Annotated in this window: 14 protein-coding genes; 11 read left to right on the top strand and 3 right to left on the bottom strand. The window is 66.7% G+C overall.

The window, feature by feature from the left end; translation table 11 throughout:
- Positions 1 to 494 precede the first annotated feature (494 nt).
- The 4 genes from QW887_RS07785 to QW887_RS07770 all read left to right on the top strand — a co-directional run bounded on the left by QW887_RS07785 (position 495) and on the right by QW887_RS07770 (position 5,200).
- Complete coding sequence (locus QW887_RS07785) at positions 495 to 2,060, top strand: ABC transporter ATP-binding protein (RefSeq protein ID WP_316171709.1); 1,566 nt, start codon at positions 495 to 497, stop codon at positions 2,058 to 2,060.
- A complete protein-coding gene (locus tag QW887_RS07780) occupies positions 2,044 to 3,135 on the top strand; it encodes an ABC transporter permease (protein WP_315750273.1) in 1,092 nt (363 codons plus the stop codon). The genes QW887_RS07785 and QW887_RS07780 overlap by 17 nt, the downstream gene beginning before the upstream one ends.
- On the top strand, positions 3,122 to 4,039 hold the full coding sequence (locus tag QW887_RS07775) for an ABC transporter permease (protein ID WP_315717789.1): 918 nt from the start codon (positions 3,122 to 3,124) through the stop codon (positions 4,037 to 4,039). The genes QW887_RS07780 and QW887_RS07775 overlap by 14 nt, the downstream gene beginning before the upstream one ends.
- Positions 4,040 to 4,120: 81 nt before the next feature.
- Positions 4,121 to 5,200 (top strand): BMP family ABC transporter substrate-binding protein, encoded by a 1,080-nt coding sequence (locus tag QW887_RS07770; protein ID WP_315717790.1) that lies wholly within the window; start codon positions 4,121 to 4,123, stop codon positions 5,198 to 5,200.
- A 75-nt stretch (positions 5,201 to 5,275) separates the two neighbouring features.
- On the opposite strand, the gene QW887_RS07765 is transcribed toward QW887_RS07770, so the two are convergent.
- Positions 5,276 to 6,622, bottom strand: coding sequence for an 8-oxoguanine deaminase (locus QW887_RS07765; protein WP_315717791.1), 1,347 nt, complete (start codon positions 6,620 to 6,622; stop codon positions 5,276 to 5,278).
- A gap of 140 nt (positions 6,623 to 6,762) precedes the next feature.
- On the opposite strand from QW887_RS07765, the gene QW887_RS07760 reads away from it, so the two are divergent.
- Positions 6,763 to 7,587: an FAD binding domain-containing protein gene (locus tag QW887_RS07760; protein ID WP_315717792.1), complete on the top strand. Its 825-nt coding sequence runs from the start codon at positions 6,763 to 6,765 to the stop codon at positions 7,585 to 7,587.
- Positions 7,584 to 10,298, top strand: a complete 2,715-nt coding sequence (locus QW887_RS07755; protein WP_315717793.1) for a molybdopterin-dependent oxidoreductase — start codon at positions 7,584 to 7,586, stop codon at positions 10,296 to 10,298. The genes QW887_RS07760 and QW887_RS07755 overlap by 4 nt, the downstream gene beginning before the upstream one ends.
- 23 nt (positions 10,299 to 10,321) lie before the next feature.
- Here QW887_RS07755 and QW887_RS07750 read toward each other — a convergent pair whose 3' ends face one another.
- Positions 10,322 to 10,624, bottom strand: coding sequence for a hypothetical protein (locus QW887_RS07750; RefSeq protein WP_315717794.1), 303 nt, complete (start codon positions 10,622 to 10,624; stop codon positions 10,322 to 10,324).
- Between the two features lie 199 nt (positions 10,625 to 10,823).
- On the opposite strand from QW887_RS07750, the gene QW887_RS07745 reads away from it, so the two are divergent.
- Together QW887_RS07745 and QW887_RS07740 are read left to right on the top strand one after the other, a co-directional pair.
- Positions 10,824 to 12,008, top strand: coding sequence for a urate hydroxylase PuuD (locus QW887_RS07745; RefSeq protein ID WP_315717795.1), 1,185 nt, complete (start codon positions 10,824 to 10,826; stop codon positions 12,006 to 12,008).
- Between the two features lie 432 nt (positions 12,009 to 12,440).
- Positions 12,441 to 12,740 (top strand): hypothetical protein, encoded by a 300-nt coding sequence (locus tag QW887_RS07740; protein ID WP_315717796.1) that lies wholly within the window; start codon positions 12,441 to 12,443, stop codon positions 12,738 to 12,740.
- Positions 12,741 to 13,050: 310 nt separating this feature from the next.
- On the opposite strand, the gene QW887_RS07735 is transcribed toward QW887_RS07740, so the two are convergent.
- Positions 13,051 to 13,689 carry a TetR/AcrR family transcriptional regulator gene (locus QW887_RS07735; RefSeq protein ID WP_316174820.1) on the bottom strand — a complete coding sequence of 213 codons (639 nt, stop codon included), beginning with the start codon at positions 13,687 to 13,689 and terminating at the stop codon, positions 13,051 to 13,053.
- A gap of 315 nt (positions 13,690 to 14,004) precedes the next feature.
- Here QW887_RS07735 and QW887_RS07730 point away from each other — a divergent pair, with 315 nt between their 5' ends.
- Genes QW887_RS07730 through QW887_RS07720 form a run of 3 tightly spaced genes read left to right on the top strand, consistent with a single transcriptional unit; the run spans position 14,005 to position 19,273 of the window.
- Positions 14,005 to 15,126 (top strand): efflux RND transporter periplasmic adaptor subunit, encoded by a 1,122-nt coding sequence (locus tag QW887_RS07730; RefSeq protein ID WP_316174822.1) that lies wholly within the window; start codon positions 14,005 to 14,007, stop codon positions 15,124 to 15,126.
- On the top strand, positions 15,123 to 16,199 hold the full coding sequence (locus tag QW887_RS07725; RefSeq protein WP_315769637.1) for an efflux RND transporter periplasmic adaptor subunit: 1,077 nt from the start codon (positions 15,123 to 15,125) through the stop codon (positions 16,197 to 16,199). The genes QW887_RS07730 and QW887_RS07725 overlap by 4 nt, the downstream gene beginning before the upstream one ends.
- Complete coding sequence (locus QW887_RS07720; protein ID WP_316174823.1) at positions 16,196 to 19,273, top strand: efflux RND transporter permease subunit; 3,078 nt, start codon at positions 16,196 to 16,198, stop codon at positions 19,271 to 19,273. Before QW887_RS07725 ends, QW887_RS07720 begins: the two co-directional genes overlap by 4 nt.
- Positions 19,274 to 19,310: the final 37 nt, after the last annotated feature.

The raw sequence follows: 19,310 nt of genomic DNA, 5'->3' as shown, positions 1-19,310 counted from the left end.
TCTCCAGGACTTGCCCGCAGTTTGATCAAGGTTCCGCCGTATTGCAGCGGCGACGACATCGGTCGCGAGCTTGGGCATGGGACGATTGGCCGCGGCCACGACGCTCCTAGACCCCGATCTTGCGGCTTCACATTGCTGAAGTTTTTCCGAAAAGCCCCGCCTGGCCTTCCGCGCGCGTTCGCGGCAACGCGCGAGCGCAAGCGCGCCCCTGGACGCGCATGGGATGACGCTGCTCATCCAACGGGCAACGTGCTGCGGGCGGATCGATTTCCGGCCGGTGTCTCAAAACTGCCACAGAACTTTATCGTTCGCTCCGCTCGACCGATTGCGGGACGTGATGCCTGCAACCGCTGGCGCACTGCATTCGCCGAACGCGGCGCGATGGACGCTTGGACAAGAGTTGGGCAGACGATGGCGCTTTTCGCCTCTTACGCGCCGCGGCAAATTAGATCACAATTGAGGCAGCTTCATTCCCCTGCCCCATGACGCAGCAAATGCCTGACCCCGCGCCGGCCGATCCGAACCCTACGCCTCCGCTCCTGCAGACGATCGGATTGACCAAGCGCTATGGCGACTTCGTTGCCAACGACAAGATCGACATCGAGATCCGGCCACGCGAGATTCACGCCTTGCTCGGCGAGAACGGCGCCGGGAAGTCGACGCTGGTGAAGACGATCTACGGACTGGTGCAGCCGAGCGCCGGTGAGCTGCGCTGGCAGGGTGTGCCCATCACGCTGTCCGGTCCCGCGGAAGCGCGATCCCTCGGCATCGGCATGGTATTTCAGCATTTCTCCCTGTTCGACAACCTCACGGTGGCTGAGAACGTGGCGCTCGGGCTCGATGGCAAGGAGCCATTCAAGGCCATGTCGGCGCGGCTCGCGGACGTCGCGCGCGACTACGGACTGCCGCTCGATCCGAAGCGCGAAGTCTGGCAACTGTCGGTGGGCGAGCGGCAGCGCATCGAGATCGTGCGCGCGCTCATGCAGAATCCGAAATTCCTCATCCTGGACGAGCCCACCGCCGTGTTGACGCCGCAGGAGGCCGACCAGTTGTTCGTCGTGCTCGAGCGACTGAAAGCAGAAGGCCGCGCCATCCTCTACATCAGCCACAAGCTCGAAGAGGTGAAGCGGCTGTGCGACACTGCCACCATCCTGCGCGGCGGCAGGAAGGTCGCGACCTGCAATCCGAAGCTGGAGACGGCTGCCTCGCTGGCGCGCATGATGGTGGGGACCGAGATCAAGGACGTGAAGCCGCCGGCCGAGCGGCGCACCACCGTGCCGCGTCTGGTCGTCAATGATCTCACCCTCGCCCCCAGCGAGCTGCATGGCGTGGGCCTCAAGAACATTTCCTTCGAGCTGAAGGGCGGCGAGATCCTCGGCATCGCCGGTGTCGCCGGCAACGGCCAGGACGAGCTGTTTGCTGCGTTGTCCGGCGAACGCCTCGTCAAAGAGCCCGGCGCGATCATCATCGACGGCCTCGCCTGCGGCAATCTCTCGATCACCGAGCGCCGCAAGATGGGCGCGGCGTTCGTGCCGGAGGAGCGGCTGGGGCATGGCACCGCGCCGCGGATGAGGTTGTCCGAGAATGCGCTACTGACCGGGCACGCCGCGGGCGACATGGTCCGGCACGGCTTCATCAACGCCGCAGCGACATTGCGGACGGTCGATCTGACGACCGAGACGTTCGATGTCCGCAAGGCCAAGCGCGATCCGGAAGCGGCGAGCCTGTCCGGCGGCAATCTGCAGAAGTTCGTCGTCGGCCGCGAGATCCTGCGCACGCCGGCGGTGCTGGTCGTCAACCAGCCGACCTGGGGCGTCGACGCAGGTGCCGCCGCGATCATCCGCCAGGCGCTGATCGATCTCGCCAGCGCGGGCGCTGCCGTCCTCGTGACCAGCCAGGACCTCGACGAACTGATCGAGATCGCCGACCGCATCGCGGTGATGTTTCACGGACACTTGTCGGAGGCGCTGCCACGCGCGGAGGCGACGCGGGAAAGGCTCGGCCTGTTGATGGGTGGCGCCAGCCTCGAGAAGGAGGCGGCGCATGCAGCTCGTGCTTGAGAAGCGCGCCGAGCGTTCGCGCACCATCGCGCTGGTTTCGCCGCTGATCGCGATCGGACTGACGCTGGTGACCATGAGCGTGCTGTTCGCCGTGCTCGGCAAGAACCCGATCACCGCGCTCGGCGTCTACTTCATCGCGCCGCTCACCGACGGCTATTCTCTGCAGGAGATCGCGGTGAAGGCCACGCCGCTGGTCATGATCGCGATCGGCTTGTCGCTGTGCTACCTCGCCAACGCCTGGAACATCGGTGCCGAGGGCCAGTTCCTGATCGGGGCCGTTGCCGGCAGCTGGATCGCGGTGAAGACGCAAGGCACCGAAGCGGGACACTGGGTGCTGCCGGCGATGCTGGTCGCAGGCGCCGCAGCCGGCGCGCTCTATGCGCTGATCCCGGCGCTGTGCCGCGTCAAGTTCGGCGCCAGCGAGATCCTCATCAGCCTGATGCTGGTCTATGTCGCCGATCTCCTGCTCGACTATCTCGTTCGCGGCCCCTGGCGCGATCCCGCCGGCTTCAACTTCCCCACCACGGCGGAGTTCGATCCGGTCGCCACCGTGCCGGTGCTGATCGAGGGCGGACGCCTGCATCTCGGCAGCATCATCGCACTGATTGTTGTTGCCGGCGCCTTCGTGCTGCTCGAGCGCACCATCAAGGGGTTCGAGATCCGAGTCGTGGGCGTGGCGCCGCGTGCGGCACGGTTCGGCGGCTTCAATGCGAACCAGCTCATCCTTCTGACGTTCGCCGTGTCGGGCGCATTGGCCGGTCTCGCAGGGATCATCGAGGTGGCGGGACCCATCGGACATCTGCAGCCTGGCATCTCGCCGGGCTATGGCTTCACCGCGATCATCGTGGCCTTCCTCGGACGGCTCAATCCGGTTGGAATATTCATTGCAGGGCTTTTTCTCGCATTGACGTTCATTGGCGGCGAGCAGGCCCAGATCACGATGAAGATTCCGCTCGATGTGACCAAGGTGTTCCAGGGCATCCTGCTGTTCTACGTGCTCGCCTGCGACTCGCTCATCCTCTACCGTTTCAAGCTCGTCTTCGCCGCGCGGCAGGTGCAAAGTGGTGCTGGTTGAAGCAATCATCCTGTCGGTGCTCGCCGCATCGACGCCGCTGCTGCTGGCGGCCACCGGCGAGCTGGTCACCGAGCGCTCGGGCGTCCTCAACCTCGGCGTCGAGGGCATGATGATCGTCGGCGCGGCCTGCGGCTTCGGCGGGGCCTGGCTGTCCGGCTCGATCATCGTCGGCGCGCTGTGCGGCATCGTCGCCGGCATGCTGATGTCGCTGATCTTCGCGTTCATGACCCTCGGCCTCGCCGTGAACCAGGTGGCGACGGGCCTCGCGCTGACCATTCTCGGCACCGGTCTGTCCGGCCTGATCGGCGCGCGCTTTGTCGGCGAACGCATCAGCACCGCGCCGCACCTTTCCATTCCCGGCCTCAGCGACATCCCGCTGGTCGGCCGTATCGCGTTCGGCGAGGATGCGTTCGTCTATCTGTCGCTCGTCTTGATCATCGCCGTCTGGTGGTTCCTGTACCGCACCCGTGCCGGCCTGGTGCTGCGCGCCTGCGGCGACAACCATGTCTCCGCCCACGCGCTCGGCTATCCCGTGCTGCGCATCCGTTTGCTCGCGGTGCTGTTCGGCGGCGGCTGCGCCGGGCTCGCCGGCGCCTATCTGCCGCTGGCTTATACGCCGTTCTTCATCCCCGGCATGACCGCGGGGCGCGGCTGGATCGCGCTGGCGCTGGTCGTGTTCGCATCCTGGCGACCGGGCCGCCTTGTCATCGGCGCCTACCTGTTCGGTGCGGTGACGATCCTGCAGCTGCATGCGCAGGGCGCCGGCGTCGGCATCCCCTCGCAGTTCATGTCGGCGCTGCCGTACCTCGCCACCGTGATCGTTCTGGTGCTGCTGTCGCGCGCCCGCACCGGCGGCTCCACCGCGCCGGCAGCGCTGGGGACGGTGTTCGTGCCGGATCGCTGAACCAATCATCCGGAGCGCCAGCGATGGGGCGCGGTGCTCTGGCGCACGAGGTTTTCCCCGGATTGTTTGGAGGCATGGACGATGATGAAAAGGCTTCTGGGGGCTGCCGCCGCGCTGGTGCTGGCGGGAAGCATTGCCGGCGTGGCGCACGCCGCCGACAAGCTGAAGGTCGGCTTCATCTATCTCGGACCGATCGGCGACCTCGGCTGGACCTATCAGCATGAGCTCGCGCGCCAGGCGCTGGTGAAGGAGCTCGGTGACAAGATCGAGACGACCTATCTGGAGAACGTACCGGAAGGCCCGGACGCCGAGCGCGCCATCGAGCAGTTGGTCCGCGCCGGCAACAAGCTGATCTTCACGACCTCGTTCGGCTACATGGATCCGACCCTGAAGGTCGCCAAGAAGTATCCCAACGTGCATTTCGAGCACGCCACCGGATACAAGCGCGACAAGAACATGTCGACCTATTCGGCGCGCTGGTATCAGGGCCGCTACATCCAGGGCATCATCGCCGGCAAGATGTCGAAGGCCGGCGTGCTCGGCTATATCGGCTCGTTCCCGATCCCGGAGGTCATTTCGGGCATCAACGCCACCATCATCGGCGCGCAGACGGTCAATCCGAACATCAAGGTCAAGATCATCTGGGCCAACACCTGGTTCGACCCGGGCAAGGAAGCCGACGCCGCCAAGGCACTGATCGACCAGGGCGCCGACATCATCATGCAGCACACCGACAGCCCGGCTGCCATGCAGATCGCAGCCGAGCGCGGCAAGCTCGCCTTCGGCCAGGACTCCGAAATGATCAAGTTCGGCCCCAAGGCGCAGCTCACCTCGATCCTCGACACCTGGGGCCCCTACTACATCGCGCGCGTCAAGGCCGAGCTCGACGGCACCTGGAAGTCGGAGGACACCTGGGGCGGCCTCGATTCCAAGATGTTCGAGATGGCGCCCTATACCAACATGCCCGATGACGTGAAGAAGCTGGCCGAGGAGACCCAGGCCGCGATCACCGCCGGCAAGCTGCACCCGTTCAAGTGCCCGGTGCTCGGCCAGGACGGCAAGGAGATCGAGTGCAAGGGCGGCGACCATCTCGCCGACGGCCAGATCCTCGGCATGAACTTCTACGTCAAGGGCGTCGACGACAAGGTGCCGGGCAAGTAGACGCAGCACCCGGCAAGAACTCCCCCCACACGTCGGGGGGAGTTCTCGAGCGGATATTTTCCAACGCTGCGCGCTTCACCCTCCCCGCATGGCCTTGGCGGCCGCGCTGTGCCGATCGATCAGCCCGCCGACGTCCAGCCCCGGAATGGCGCCGTCGATCACGGTCCAGCGGCCGCCGACCATCACGCGGTCGGCGCGATGCGCGCCGCACAGCACCAGCGCCGCGATCGGATCCCCTGAACCCGAGAAGCGCAGCTCGTCGAGCTTGAACAGCGCGAGGTCGGCGGCCTTGCCGACCGCGATCTCGCCGAGCTCCGGCCGGCCGACGCAGGCGGCCGAGCCCTTCGTCGCCCAGCGCAGCGCATCCTTGTGGCTGATCCGGCCAACGCCGTAGCGCGCCCGCTGCAGCAGGAACGCGGCACGCACCTCCTGCATCAGGTTTGAGCCGTCGTTCGACGCCGAGCCGTCGACGCCGAGGCCGATCCCGACGCCCGCCTCCTCCATCTCGCACACCGGGCAGCAGCCGGATGCGAGCAACTGGTTCGAGCAGGCGCAGTGAGTGATCGCGGTCTTGGCCTTGCCGAGCCGTTTCATCTCCTCGGCATTGAAGAAGATGCCGTGCGCCAGCCAGGTTCGCGGTCCGAGCCAGCCATGCTTCTCCAGATAGTCGAGCGGACGGCAGCCGAACATCGCCTCGCAGAAGCGGTTCTCGTCCTCGGTCTCCGCGAGATGGGTATGCAGCCGCACGTCGAGCTTGTCGGCGAGATCGGCCGTCTTCTGCATCAGCGATCCCGTGACCGAAAACGGCGAGCACGGCGCCAGCGCGATCTGCACCATCGCATCCGGCCCGCGCTCGTGATAGGTCGCGACCACGCGCTCGCTGTCGGCGAGGATCGTATCCTCGTCCTGCACCACACTGTCCGGCGGCAGTCCGCCGTCGCGCTCGGACAGGTTCATCGAGCCGCGGGTCAATAGCACTCGAATGCCCAGCCGCTTCGCAGCCGCCACCTCGATGCCGACCGCGTCCTCGAGGCCGGCCGGAAACACGTAGTGATGATCGGTCGTCGTCGTGCAGCCGGACAGCATCAGCTCGGCCATCGCAACCGTGACCGCCGCATCCAGTGCCTCCGGCGTCAGCTTTGCCCAGATCGGATAGAGCGCCTTCAGCCAGGGGAACAGCTCGCGGTCCATCGCAGCCGGCAGCGCGCGCGTCAGCGTCTGGTAGAAGTGATGATGGGTGTTGATCAGCCCGGGGATCACGACATGCCCGCTGGCATCATAGATCGCCGCATCAGCGGTGGCCGGCTCGGCCCCGGCAGGCACCAGCTCGGCGATGCGGCCGTCCTTGACGACGACACCGCGCGCAGCACCCTCGGCGAGAATGGCGAGCGGGTCCTTGATCCAGATCGGCGTCGTGCTCATGGCTGTCTCGTCTCGGTGATTGGGCGTTTGCATGTGCCGGTAACTTGCAAGCGGAAGGCCGGCGTCATCCTATTGCCAGTTGGCGCTGGTCTTGCAAGGATTCCACCCGCGATAGGCTGCGCCCACGAGCTGGCTTCACCATGGATCTGAACACCATCACGGCGGTCGTGCGCCCGAGGACGCGGGCCGAGCTGCCCAGCTGGCAGGCAGGCGATGCCTGGCTGGCCGGCGGCACGTGGCTTTTCTCGGAACCGCAGCCGCGCCTGTCGCGGCTGATCGATCTCCACGATCTCGCCTGGCCGTCTCTCAGCATCAGCGATCAGGGCCTGTGCATCGCCGCGACCTGCAGCGTCGCCGATCTGGACGCGCTGCCCTGCCCGGCCGAGTGGATCGCGGCGCCGCTGATCGATCGATGCTGCCGCGCGTTCCTCGCTTCGTTCAAGATCTGGAAGACGGCGACCGTGGGCGGCAATCTCTGCATGTCGCTGCCAGCCGGGCCGATGATCTCGCTGCTCGCCGCGCTCGAGGGCGTCTGCACGATCTGGAAGAACGACGGCAGCGAGCAGCGCATCCAGGTCACCGACTTCGTCACCGGAAACAACAGCAACGTGCTCGCGCCTGGAGATCTGCTGCGCCAGATCGACGTTCCGCTGGCCGCGCTGAAGCGCCGCACTGCCTTCCGCCAGATCGCCCTCACCCCGGTCGGACGCTCCGGCGCGCTGCTGATCGGCACCTCGGGCCGCAGCGGCGACCTGCTGCTCACGGTAACCGGATCGACTATCAAGCCGCAGCAGCTGCGCTTTGCCACGATGCCCGACCCAACCGAATTGCGCGCCGGCATTCTCGGCAGCATCCCAGACGCGTCGTATCATGATGATGTTCATGGCAGGCCCGCCTGGCGCAAGGCGATGACTCTGCGCCTCGCCGAGGAGATCCGCGCCGAGCTCGCGGGCTTCAGGCCATGAGCGTGATCGTCGATGGCAAGGAGGTCGATGCTGCCCCGCGCCCCGGGCAATGCCTGCGGACCTTTCTGCGCGACACCGGCCATTTCGGCGTCAAGAAGGGCTGCGACGCCGGCGATTGCGGTGCCTGCACTGTGCTGCTCGACGGCGAACCGGTGCACAGCTGCCTGATCCCTGCCTTTCGTGCCGATGGCAAGGCGGTCACGACTGTCGAAGGCCTCGCGACCGATGACGGCCTGCATCCGATGCAGCAGGCCTTCCTCGATGCGCAGGCGTTCCAATGCGGCTTCTGCACCGCCGGCATGATCGTCACCTGCGCCTCGTTGAACCAGGCGCAGAAGAAGGATCTCGGCGCGGCGCTGAAGGGCAATCTGTGCCGCTGCACCGGCTATCGCGCCATCGAGGACGCGCTGCTCGGCCACGTTCATGTCGAGCAGGTCACAGCCGGCGAAGCCTTCGGACGCAGCCTGCCCGCCCCCGCCGGCCCCGACGTCGTACGCGGCCGGGCGCGCTATACCTTCGACACGACGGTCGAAGGCCTGCTGCACGTCAAGCTCGCGCGCTCGCCGCACGCGCATGCGCGCATCGTCGGCATCGACAAGAGGTCTGCGCTGGCCGTGCCCGGCGTGCATGCGGTGCTGACGCACGAGGATGCGCCGGCGGCTCTGTTCTCCACCGCGCGCCATGAGCAGGCGTGGATGGATCCGGCCGACACCCGCGTGCTCGACGATGTCGTGCGCTTCATCGGCCAGAAGGTCGCGGCCGTCGTCGCCGAGACCGAGGCAGCGGCCGAAGAGGCCTGTCGGTGTCTCGTCGTCGACTACGAGATCCTGCCTGCCGTGGTCGATCCCGCTGACGCGATCGAGCCCGGCGCGCCGGTCATTCACGCCGGCCGTGGCAGCGCGCATCGCATCGCGGACGTCGCCCGCAACATCGTCGCCGAGACCCATGGCGAGTTCGGCGACGTCGCCGCCGCGCTCGCGTCCGCCGCCGCGACCTATGAAGGCACCTTCACCACCCAGCGCGTGCAGCATGCGGCGCTGGAAACGCACGGCGGTCTCGCTTGGCTCGACGAGAAGGGCGTGCTCACCGTCCGTTCCAGCACGCAGGTGCCGTTCCTGACGAAACGGGCGCTGTGCGAGATCTTCGACCTCGCGCCCGATAATGTCCGCGTGTTCTGCGAGCGCGTCGGCGGCGGCTTCGGCGGCAAGCAGGAGATGTTCGTCGAGGACATCCTCGCGCTCGCCGCGCTGAAGACAAAGCGCCCCGTGAAGCTCGAATTCACCAGAGAGGAGCAGTTCATCGCGACCTCGACGCGGCATCCGATGCGCGTCACGGTCAAGGCCGGCGCCGACAAGGATGGCAAGCTGACCGCGCTGCAGCTCGATGTTCTTTCCAACACCGGCGCCTACGGCAATCATGCCGGGCCCGTGCTGTTCCATGCCTGCGCCGAGTCGATCTCGGTCTACAATTGTCCCAACAAGAAGGTCGACGGCCTCGCCGTCTACACCAACACGGTGCCGGCCGGCGCCTATCGGGGCTACGGCCTGCCGCAAACCACCTTCGCGGTCGAAGCCGCGATCGACGAGCTCGCGCGGCAGCTCGGCATCGACGCTTTCGAGATGCGACGCCGCAACATCGTCAGGCTGGGCGATGCCATGCTGGCGCCGCCGGCATCGGAGCCCAGCGACGTGCTGTACGGCTCCTACGGGCTCGACCAGTGCCTTGATCTGGTCGAGCGCGCGATGGCCGAGGCCACGCCGACGCCGGAGCTGGCGGCCGAGTGGCTGAAGGGCGATGGCATCGCGCTGACGATGATCGACACCGTGCCGCCCGATGGCCATATCGCCGATGCCACCGTCAGCCTGCGCGACGACGGCGGCTTCGTGCTCACCGTCGGCACCGCCGAATTCGGCAACGGCACCAGCACCGTCCATCGCCAGATCGCCGCGACCGTGCTCGGCACCACCGTCGATCGCATCACGCTGAAGCAGTCCGACACGGCGCATGGCGGCCACGACACCGGCGCCTATGGCTCGACAGGCACCTTCGTCGCGGGACGCGCGACCCAGGCTGCGGCCGAGGCGCTGGCCGAGACGATCAAGCGGTTCGCTGCCGACAGGTGGAACGTCGCTCCCGGCGCCTGCGTGATCGCCGATGATGCAATCACCTGCGGCGCACACCGTCTCGCTTTCGCCGAGCTCGCGAACGCCAGCGGATCGCCGCTCACCGCGAGCGGCAGTTCGCAGGGCACGCCGCGCTCGGTCGCGTTCAACGTCCAGGGCTTTCGCGTCGCTGTGAACAAGGGGACCGGCGAGATCAGGATCCTCAAGAGCGTGCAGGCCGCGGATGCCGGCCGGGTCGCCAATCCGATGCAGTGCCGGGGCCAGGTCGAGGGCGGCGTGGCCCAAGCGCTCGGTGCCGCGCTGTACGAGGAGATCGTGATCGACGACATGGGCCGCGTGATCAATCCGCGCTTCCGCGACTATCACCTGCCGTCCTATGCCGACGTGCCGCGCACCGAGGTGCTGTTTGCCGACACCCACGACACGATCGGCCCATTGGGGGCGAAGTCGATGAGCGAGAGCCCCTATAATCCGGTCGCCGCCGCGCTCGGCAACGCGCTGCGCGCTGCGACCGGCATCCGCTTCGCGGTCGTGCCATTCAAGCCGGACCGGCTGCTTCCGCAGTTGCAGGAGAAATTCGGCGAATGAGCCGGTCTGGGGAAACGGCTGCGCTATGGCTTGGGTCGGCGATCGTACGACCAACCGAACACGCCGCTCCGCCGGGTCTCGGGCTCCGGTTCCGCAGCCGGCTCCGACGGCTGGGCGGCCGCCTGTGGCGGGGCGGCGGGAGCGACCGGCTTGGGGATGCTCTCGCATTTCATCGCATAGACCAGCTTGCCGTCCTCGGTTCGTCCGATCGGCGCGCAGGCATCGGCGCGCTTGGCCGTGCTCTGCTTGGGTGCGGTCTGCGCCGCCGCCAGAGGCACACTAGCGAACTGTCCCAGCACCAGCATGATCAGAACCAGTCTCGTCATTCCGCCCGTCCCGCTTGTCAGACCGCCACATTGAACGCAATCGCGCCACCGGAGTCCACCGCATCACGCGCGCATGACAGCTAATCTGTTGTGCACTGACTGCCACAGCGACGCGCTGGAAATCAGATGCGATCGATGCCACAGATGAGACGCAGGCACTCGGCTCTGGACTTGCCCTGTCGAAGGAGATGAGCGCACGATGTGGGCTTCGATCATATCGGAATGGCTGAGCCTGATCTTCCGCTGGCTGCACGTGATCGCCGCCGTCGCCTGGATCGGCAGCTCGTTCTACTTCATTGCGCTCGACCTCGGCCTGAGGCCGCGCGAGGGCCTGCCGACCGGCGTGATGGGCGAGGCCTGGCAGGTGCATGGCGGCGGCTTCTACCACATCGTCAAATATCTGGTGGCCCCGGCGCAGATGCCGAGCGAGCTGACCTGGTTCAAATGGGAGGCCTACACCACCTGGCTGTCCGGCTTCGTGCTGATGATCGTGGTGTACTATCTCAACGCCGACCTGTTCCTGGTGGACAAGTCGATCCTCGATCTCACGCCCCTTCAGGCCGGCCTGTTCAGCTTCGGCTCGCTGGCGCTGGCGTGGCTGCTCTACGAGGCCGCCTGCCGCAGCGGCCTTGCCCGGCACGAACTGCCATTCGCGATCGGCGGCTACATCTTCCTCGTCGCGCTCACCTACGCCTTCACCCACGTGCTGAGCGGCCGCGGCGCCTTCAACCAGATCGGCGCCATCATCGGCACCATCATGGTAGCCAACGTGTTCGCGGTGATCATCCCCAACCAGAAGAAGATCGTCGCCGCGCTGCTCGCCGGCGAGGCGCCGGATCCCAAGCTTGGCAAGGCCGGCAAGGAGCGCTCGGTCCACAACAACTATCTGACCCTGCCGGTGGTGGTGCTGATGATCAGCAATCACTATCCGCTCTTGTTCGGCACCCGCTACAATTGGGTGATCGTCGCCATCGTGCTCGCGCTCGGACCCGTCATCCGGCATTTCTTCAACGAGCGTCACAAGGGCAACCCGTCGCCATGGTGGGTGTGGGGCGTGGCCGCCGCCGGCATGATCGGCATCCTGCTGCTGTCCGCGGCCGGCCCACGCGACGCCAAGGTCGCCGCAACGGCACAGCCGAGTTTCGCGCAGGTCGAGGAGATCGTGACCTCCCGCTGCAGCATGTGCCATGCCGCCGAGCCGGTGTGGGACGGCATCGTCAGCGCGCCCCGGGGCGTGCGGCTCGACACCGCCGAGCACATCCAGCGCAATGCGCGGCTGATCGCGCGCAACGCCGCCTGGTCCAACGCGATGCCGCCCGGCAACATCACCGAGATCACCGGCGAGGAGCGCGCCGTGCTTGCGGCGTGGGCCAGCGCGCAGTAGCAGCACGTCTGCCGATCGTCTTGCTGGCCATCTCAAACAGCCGGTCTCGTCGGGTACTGATGCGCAGAAACGCATTTGATCCGTTACTCGGAGAGATGACGCGGCTTCGCGTTGCCGCGACGCGATGCGCCCGGATCGTGCGATATCTCGGCCCTCATCGTAACGAGAGGGCGCAGGGAAGACCGGACCCCGGCGACGATGGATGCTCGCTTCGGTTCCCCACGACGAATGCGAGAAGCCGGCACAAGGACAACCGGATCTTCGCAACGCGGAGTTGAACTGCGACGCGTGCGACGACGATTGAGCTGGAGCACATCCGATTGTCGTCATGACCTTGCGGCAAAATTTACCACCCATTGGGACGCGGCTTGGCGGCAGAAAACATGGCGTTAGAGTGGCGCCCACAATCAGCTACCAGCGAAACGCCCCATCATGTCGATCTCCGTCAAAGGCCGGCTGGCCATTGTCGCGCTCATCGCGCTTGCCTGCTTCGCAAGCTCGGTGCTGAAGCTCTATCTGGGGCTGCTGTGCATCTCGCTGCTCTTGAGCTTTGCCGTGGTCGGCGTCGTGGCCCGGCTGGTCGAAGGGATCGCCATCAGGCGCGACCGGAGCAGCGAGCGGCGTCTGGCACGTCGTCGCGATCGCTCCGCTCTCATCGACGAGCCGCAGCCGGTGTCGATGACGACGATGGATCATGTCGACACGCCGTCGCCGGCGGGCCCCGTGCGATGAGCGGGATGCGTACGTCCGCGCCGGCCTCGTCGTTCCGCCTGATCGTCAGCATCGTCGCCAGCGCCGAACGACGTCTACGGTCATCGATCCACCGTCTCGCGATCGCGCGCTGAAGGACTGCGATTATCGCACATCGGAGAATGGCAAATGGCGCTACGAGCTCGATCGTTGGAACGTCGACGACCAGATCGTCCTTCCGGCCCAGCCGATCGCGGACACGGCGACGCCGCGCACAGTGGCGATGCATCGGAAGAGCAGCGCGTGGCCGTTCAAATAGCTGCCCTGATCGCATCGATACGCCGCCTGTACCTCATGCCTTCGTCCGCTTCCGCTTCGCCTCGAGAGCGTTCAGATAGGTAGCCATCATCTCCGGCAACGCGGCGACCACGATGTCGCGACTGCGCGGATCCTGCTCGCGCGTGAACAGCAGGGTGCCGAGCACGACGGCATCGAGCGTAGTGGCCGCCTGTTTGCCCAGTTCGTCGCCAAGCCTGGCGCGCATGACGCGGTCGATGACGGCCCTGAACTCGGCATGCACGGTCTGGTCGTGCAGATCGAGCGTCGCCAGCGCATCGGGATTGCGGACGAAGTAGCGGATCGCCCAGCCGATCAGTTGCTCGATGACCTCGGCGGGCGCCAACGCTGCCCATTCCGCATCGCTCCGCTGCAGCACGCGATCGAATGCCGGCTGCAGCTCGGCATCGTGACGTTCGGCGAGCGCATCCAGCATCTGATCCTTGTCACGGAAGAAATGATAGACCGAGCCAATCGAGGCGCCGGCGCGCTGGGCCGCGGCATGCATGCTGACGGCACCAATCCCGGACTCGGCGATGATGGCGGCTGCGGCGTCGAGCAGCTGCTCGCGCCGCTCACGGCCCCGCGCCTGGCGCGGCGCACGTGATGTCGTGCGCGCGGGGTCATTCAGGTCAGTCGCAGCTTTGCGTCGCACGTTCGCGTCATGCCTTGGCTCACCGCGGCGGCAGCGATGGCCGATGTCCCAACGGGAGCGCCCGGCAACCCGCACAGGGGGAATTCGAAACCGCCACGAGAATGTTACTAGACGAATTATTCTAGATTTGATTGTCTAATTCACGCACTGTCAAGAGGATGGTGTTCAACTTTCGCGTGAACCTTGCCTGCAACGGCGGGCGGCTGCGCGGGTTCTGCGCGCTGCTGACGACCAACAGGCGCTTTCCGGTCCTTGCGTGCTTGCGCGGCAGGACGGGAATGATCGCCACCACCCAACCGGGCCGAAGATACGACCATGTCTCCATTCACAGGATTCCCCTTCCTTCGGGCGCCGGGCTCACGCCTGCTGACCGCGGCCGGCTGTGCTGCCGTCGGCCTGCTGCTGGCCGGCTGCGAGCAGAAAACGGCCGCAACCGCACCGCCGTCCCGGCTGGTGCGAACCGAGGTGGTCAAGCTGTCGGAGCGCCGGCAATCGATCACGCTGACCGGCGACGTCCAGGCGCGCGTGCTCGCCGACCTGTCGTTCAGGGTCAGCGGCCGCGTCACGGAGCGGCTCGTCGAGGTCGGCGCGCACGTCAAGGCCGGACAGTTGCTCGCCAGGATCGATCCGGCCGAGCAGCAGGCCGACCTGGATTCCGCCGAGGCCGCCGTGACCGCCGCGGAGTCGCAGGTGAAGGTCGCGACCTCCAACTTCAATCGGCAGCAGACGCTGCTCTCCAGCGGCTTCACGACGCGCGCGACCTTCGACCAGGCCCAGGAGACGCTGCGGACGGCGGAAGGCTCGCTGGAATCCGCCAAGGCCCAGCGCGACACCGCCAAGGACGCGCTGACCTTCACCGAGTTGCGCGCCGACGCCGACGGCACGATCACCGCGCGCAATATCGAGGTCGGCCAAGTGGCGCAGGCGGCGCAGTCCGTGTTCACGCTCGCGCGTGACGGCGATCGCGATGCCGTGGTCGACGTCTACGAGGCGGCGCTGTCGTTGAAGTTCGACGGCACCAAGGCCGCGATTGCGCTGCTCTCGGATCCCTCAGTGACGGCCAAGGGTCAAGTGCGCGAAGTCTCGCCGACCATCGATCCCAAATCCGGGACCGTCCGTGTCAAGATGGCAATCGAAAATCCGCCGCCCGAGATGATCCTCGGCAGCGCTGTCAGCGTCACCGGCTTCATCAAGCCGGAGCAACGCATTGTGCTGCCCTGGAGCGCGCTCACCGCGGCCGGCAAGACGCCGGCGGTGTGGCTGGTCGATGCCGCCGACAAGACCGTGTCGCTGAAGCCGATCACGATCGAGGACTACGAGACCGGCGCGATCGTGGTGTCGGCCGGGCTGCAACCGGGTGACCGCGTCGTGACCGATGGCGGCAAGCTGCTCAGCGTCGGCCAACAGATCGCATTCAACGAGGAGAAGCGGTCGTGATGACGCCCATGCGTTGTGTTCTTCCGCTCGGCGCGCTCGCTCTGCTCGCCGGCTGCAACGAAAAGGCCGCCGCTCCCGAGCCGGTCCGGCCGGTGCTGTCGATGAAGATCGAGCCGCAGGCGGCCAACGGCTCGGCCGTCACCGGCACGATCGAGCCGCGCTACAAGGCCGATCTCAGTTTCCGCGTGCTCGGACGGCTGATCGCCCGGCCCGTCTATGTCGGCGACATGGTCAAGCAGGACCAGGTCGTCGCGGCGATCGATCCGGCCGCGCTCGAGCTCGCCGTGCGTGCCTCGGCCGCCGAGGTCTCGCGCAGCCAGGCGCAACTGACCAATGCGACCGGCACCGAGGGCCGGCAGCGCACCCTGCTGGAAACCGACGCCACCACCAAGGCGACCTTGGAGAGCGCCGAGCAGTCGCGCGCGGCCGCCCAGGCCTCCGTCGTCAAGGCGCAGTCCAATCTCGCCAAGGCGCGTGAGCAGCTCGGCTACGCCCAGCTCAAGGCGGATTTCGCCGGCATCGTCACCGCGGTCGGCGCGGAGGTCGGCCAGGTCGTCTCGCCGGGACAGAGCGTCGTCACGGTGGCGCGGCCCGACATCCGCGAGGCCGTGATCGATGTCGGCGACGACATTGCCGGGGCCTTGCAGGCCGGCACGCCGTTCACCGTGCGGCTACAGGTGGATCCCAGCGTCAGCGCCGCCGGCAAGGTGCGCGAGATCGCGCCGCGCGCCGACGCCACCACGCGCACGCGCCGCATCCGCATCACGCTCGACAATCCGCCCGAGATCATGCGGCTCGGCACCACGGTGACCGCCTCGCTCGATATCGAGCAGAAGACCGTCATCCGGCTGCCGCGCTCGGCTGTGCTCGAGCAGAACGACAAGAGCTTCGTCTGGCTGGTCGACGCTACCAGCAAGACGGTGAAGCGACAGGAAATCACGATCGCCCGCAACGAGGACGGCAGCGTCCGCGTCACCGGCGGCCTCGAAGCCGGGCAGCGCGTCGTCACCGCCGGCGTGCACAGTCTCAAGGATGGCCAGTCCGTCCGCATCGATCAGGAATCTCAGCCGTGAAGTCCTTCAACCTCTCCGACTGGGCGCTCGAGCACCGCTCGCTCGTCTGGTATTTCATGATCGCTTTCATGGCTGCGGGCCTCTTCTCCTACGTGCATCTCGGCCGCGAGGAGGATCCGTCCTTCACGATCAAGACGATGCTGATCCAGGCCAAATGGCCCGGCGCCTCCGCCGAGGAGATGACGCGCCAGGTCACCGACCGCATCGAGAAGAAGCTGGAGGAGCTGCCGGCGCTCGACTACACCAAGAGCCTGACGGTGCCCGGCCAGACCACCGTGTTCGTCAATCTGCGCGACACCACCAAGGCACGCGACGTCGTCCCGACCTGGCTGCAGGTGCGCAACCTGATCAACGACATCAGGGGCGACTTCCCGTCCGGCGTCGTCGGGCCGGGATTCAACGACCGCTTCGGTGACGTGTTCGGCAACATCTACGCCTTCACCAGCGACGGCCTCAGCCAGCGCCAGCTGCGCGACCGCGTCGAGGAGGTTCGCGCCAAGGTGCTGACCGTGCCCAATGTCGGCCGCGTCGACATCGTCGGCGCGCAGAACGAGGTGATCTATCTCGAATTCTCGCCGCGCAAGGTGGCCGCGCTCGGCATCGACCAGCGCACCATCCTGACGGCGCTCCAGGCGCAGAATGCGGTGTCGCCGTCCGGCGTGCTGCAGGCCGGCCCCGAGCGCGTCGCCGTACGCGTCTCCGGCCAGTTCACCTCCGAGGAGAGCCTCAAGGCGATCAACCTGCGCATCAACGACCGCTTCTTCCCGCTCACCGACGTCGCCACCATCACCCGCGGCTATGAGGACCCGCCGACGTCGCTGTTCCGCTTCAACGGCCAGCCGGCGATCGGGCTTGCCATCGGCATGAAGGCCGGCGCCAATCTGCTCGATTTCGGCGAGGCGCTGAAGGAGGAGATGACCAAGGTCATCGCCGACCTGCCGGTCGGCGTCGGCGTGCATCTCGTCTCGGACCAGCCCAAGATCGTCGAGGAAGCCGTCGGCGGCTTCACCAAGGCGCTCTATGAGGCCGTGATCATCGTGCTCGCGATCAGCTTCGTCAGCCTCGGCGTCCGCGCCGGCCTCGTGGTCGCGATCTCGATCCCGCTGGTGCTCGCCATCACCTTCCTGTTCATGGCCTACACCGGCATCTCGCTGCAGCGCATCTCGCTGGGCGCGCTGATCATCGCGCTCGGCCTCTTGGTCGACGACGCCATGATCGCGGTCGAGATGATGGTGGCGCGGCTCGAGGTCGGCGACTCCTTGCGCAAGGCCGCAACCTACGTCTACACCTCCACCGCCTTCCCGATGCTGACGGGAACGCTGGTGACGGTCGCGGGCTTCATTCCGATTGGCCTCAACAACAGCGCCGCCGGCGAGTTCACCTTCACGCTGTTCGTCGTGATCGCGGTGTCGCTGGTCGTGTCCTGGATCGTCGCCGTGCTGTTCGCGCCGCTGCTCGGCGTCACCATCCTGCCCGCGACCTTGCCGAGTCACCATGCCGAGGGCGGCCGGCTGACGCGGATCTTCCGCGCCATGCTCAATGCCTGCATGCGGAACCGCTGGACCACGATCGTCGCCACGGTCCTGATCTTCGGGCTGTCGGTGTTCGGCATGCGCTTCGTGCAGCAGCAGTTCTTCCCCTCCTCCGACCGTACCGAGTTGGTGATCGACTTCAACCTGCCGCAGAACTCCTCGATCGCCGAGACCAACGCGCAGATGGCGCAGTTCGAGCAGGAGGCGCTGAAGGGCAATCCCGACATCGACCATTGGTCGACCTATGTCGGCTCCGGCGCCCAGCGCTTCGTGCTGTCGTTCGACGTGCAGCCGGCCGACGTGTCGTTCGGCCAGATCATCATCGTCACCAGGAGCCTCGAGGCGCGCGACCGCGCCCGCGCCAAACTGCAGGCCTATCTGACCAAGACGTTCCCCGGCACCGACGCCTATGTGCATCTGCTCGACATCGGCCCGCCGGTCGGCCGCCCGGTGCAGTATCGCGTCAGCGGGCCCGATGTCGCCAAGGTGCGCGAGATCGCGCAGGAATTGGCCGGCGTCCTGCGCGGCAACAGCCATCTCGGGGCGGTCATCTTCGACTGGATGGAGCCGGCGCGCGTCGTGAAGGTCGACGTGCTGCAGGACAAGGCGCGCCAGCTCGGCGTCACCTCGGAGGACATCGCGAATGCGCTGAACAGCGTGCTCGACGGCACCTCGATCACCCAGGTGCGCGACGACATCTATCTGATCGACGTACGCGGCCGCGCCCAGGCCAAGGAACGGCAGTCGCTGGAGACCTTGCGCGACCTGCAGCTCTCCGGATCCAACGGCCAGTCGATCCCGCTCGCGGCGCTCGCGACCCTGCGCTACCAGATCGAGCAGCCGGAGATCTGGCGCCGCTCGCGCCAGCCGACGCTGACCTTGAAGGCCAGCGTGATCGATCAGGTGCAGCCGAACACGGTGGTCGATCAGCTCAAGCCGGCGATCACGGCCTTCGACGCCAAGCTTCCGGCCGGCTACAAGGTCGTCACCGGCGGCAGCGTCGAGGAGAGCGCCAAGAGCCAGGCGCCGATCATCGCGGTCGTCCCGATCATGCTGTTCACCATGGCCACCATCCTGATGCTGCAACTGCAGAGCTTCCAGCGGCTGTTCCTGGTGTTCGCGGTGGCCCCGCTGGCCTTGATCGGCGTCGTCGCAGCACTGCTGCCGAGCGGCGCGCCGCTGGGCTTCGTCGCCATCCTCGGCGTGCTCGCGCTGATCGGCATCCTGATCAGAAACTCGGTGATCCTGATCGTGCAGATCGAGCATCTGCGCGAAGAAGGACGGCCGCCGTGGGAGGCCGTGATGGAGGCGACCGAGCACCGCATGCGGCCGATCATGCTGACGGCGGCCGCGGCCTCGCTGGCGCTGATCCCGATCGCGCGCGAAGTGTTCTGGGGTCCGATGGCCTATGCGATGATGGGCGGCATCATCGTCGGCACGGTGCTGACCTTGCTGTTCCTGCCGGCGCTCTACGTCGCCTGGTTCCGCATCAAGGCGCCGGACACGACGGCGACGTCCGAGGCCACGCCGCACGGGGCGTGAATCGCGGATAATTGCGTGGGATAAGCCGTTCGCGTGG

The sequence above is a fragment of the Bradyrhizobium sp. SZCCHNRI3052 genome (assembly GCF_032484895.1).
GTDB lineage: Bacteria > Pseudomonadota > Alphaproteobacteria > Rhizobiales > Xanthobacteraceae > Bradyrhizobium.
The sequence above is the reverse complement of the archived record's forward strand: the minus strand, read 5'-3'. Positions and strand labels throughout refer to the sequence as shown.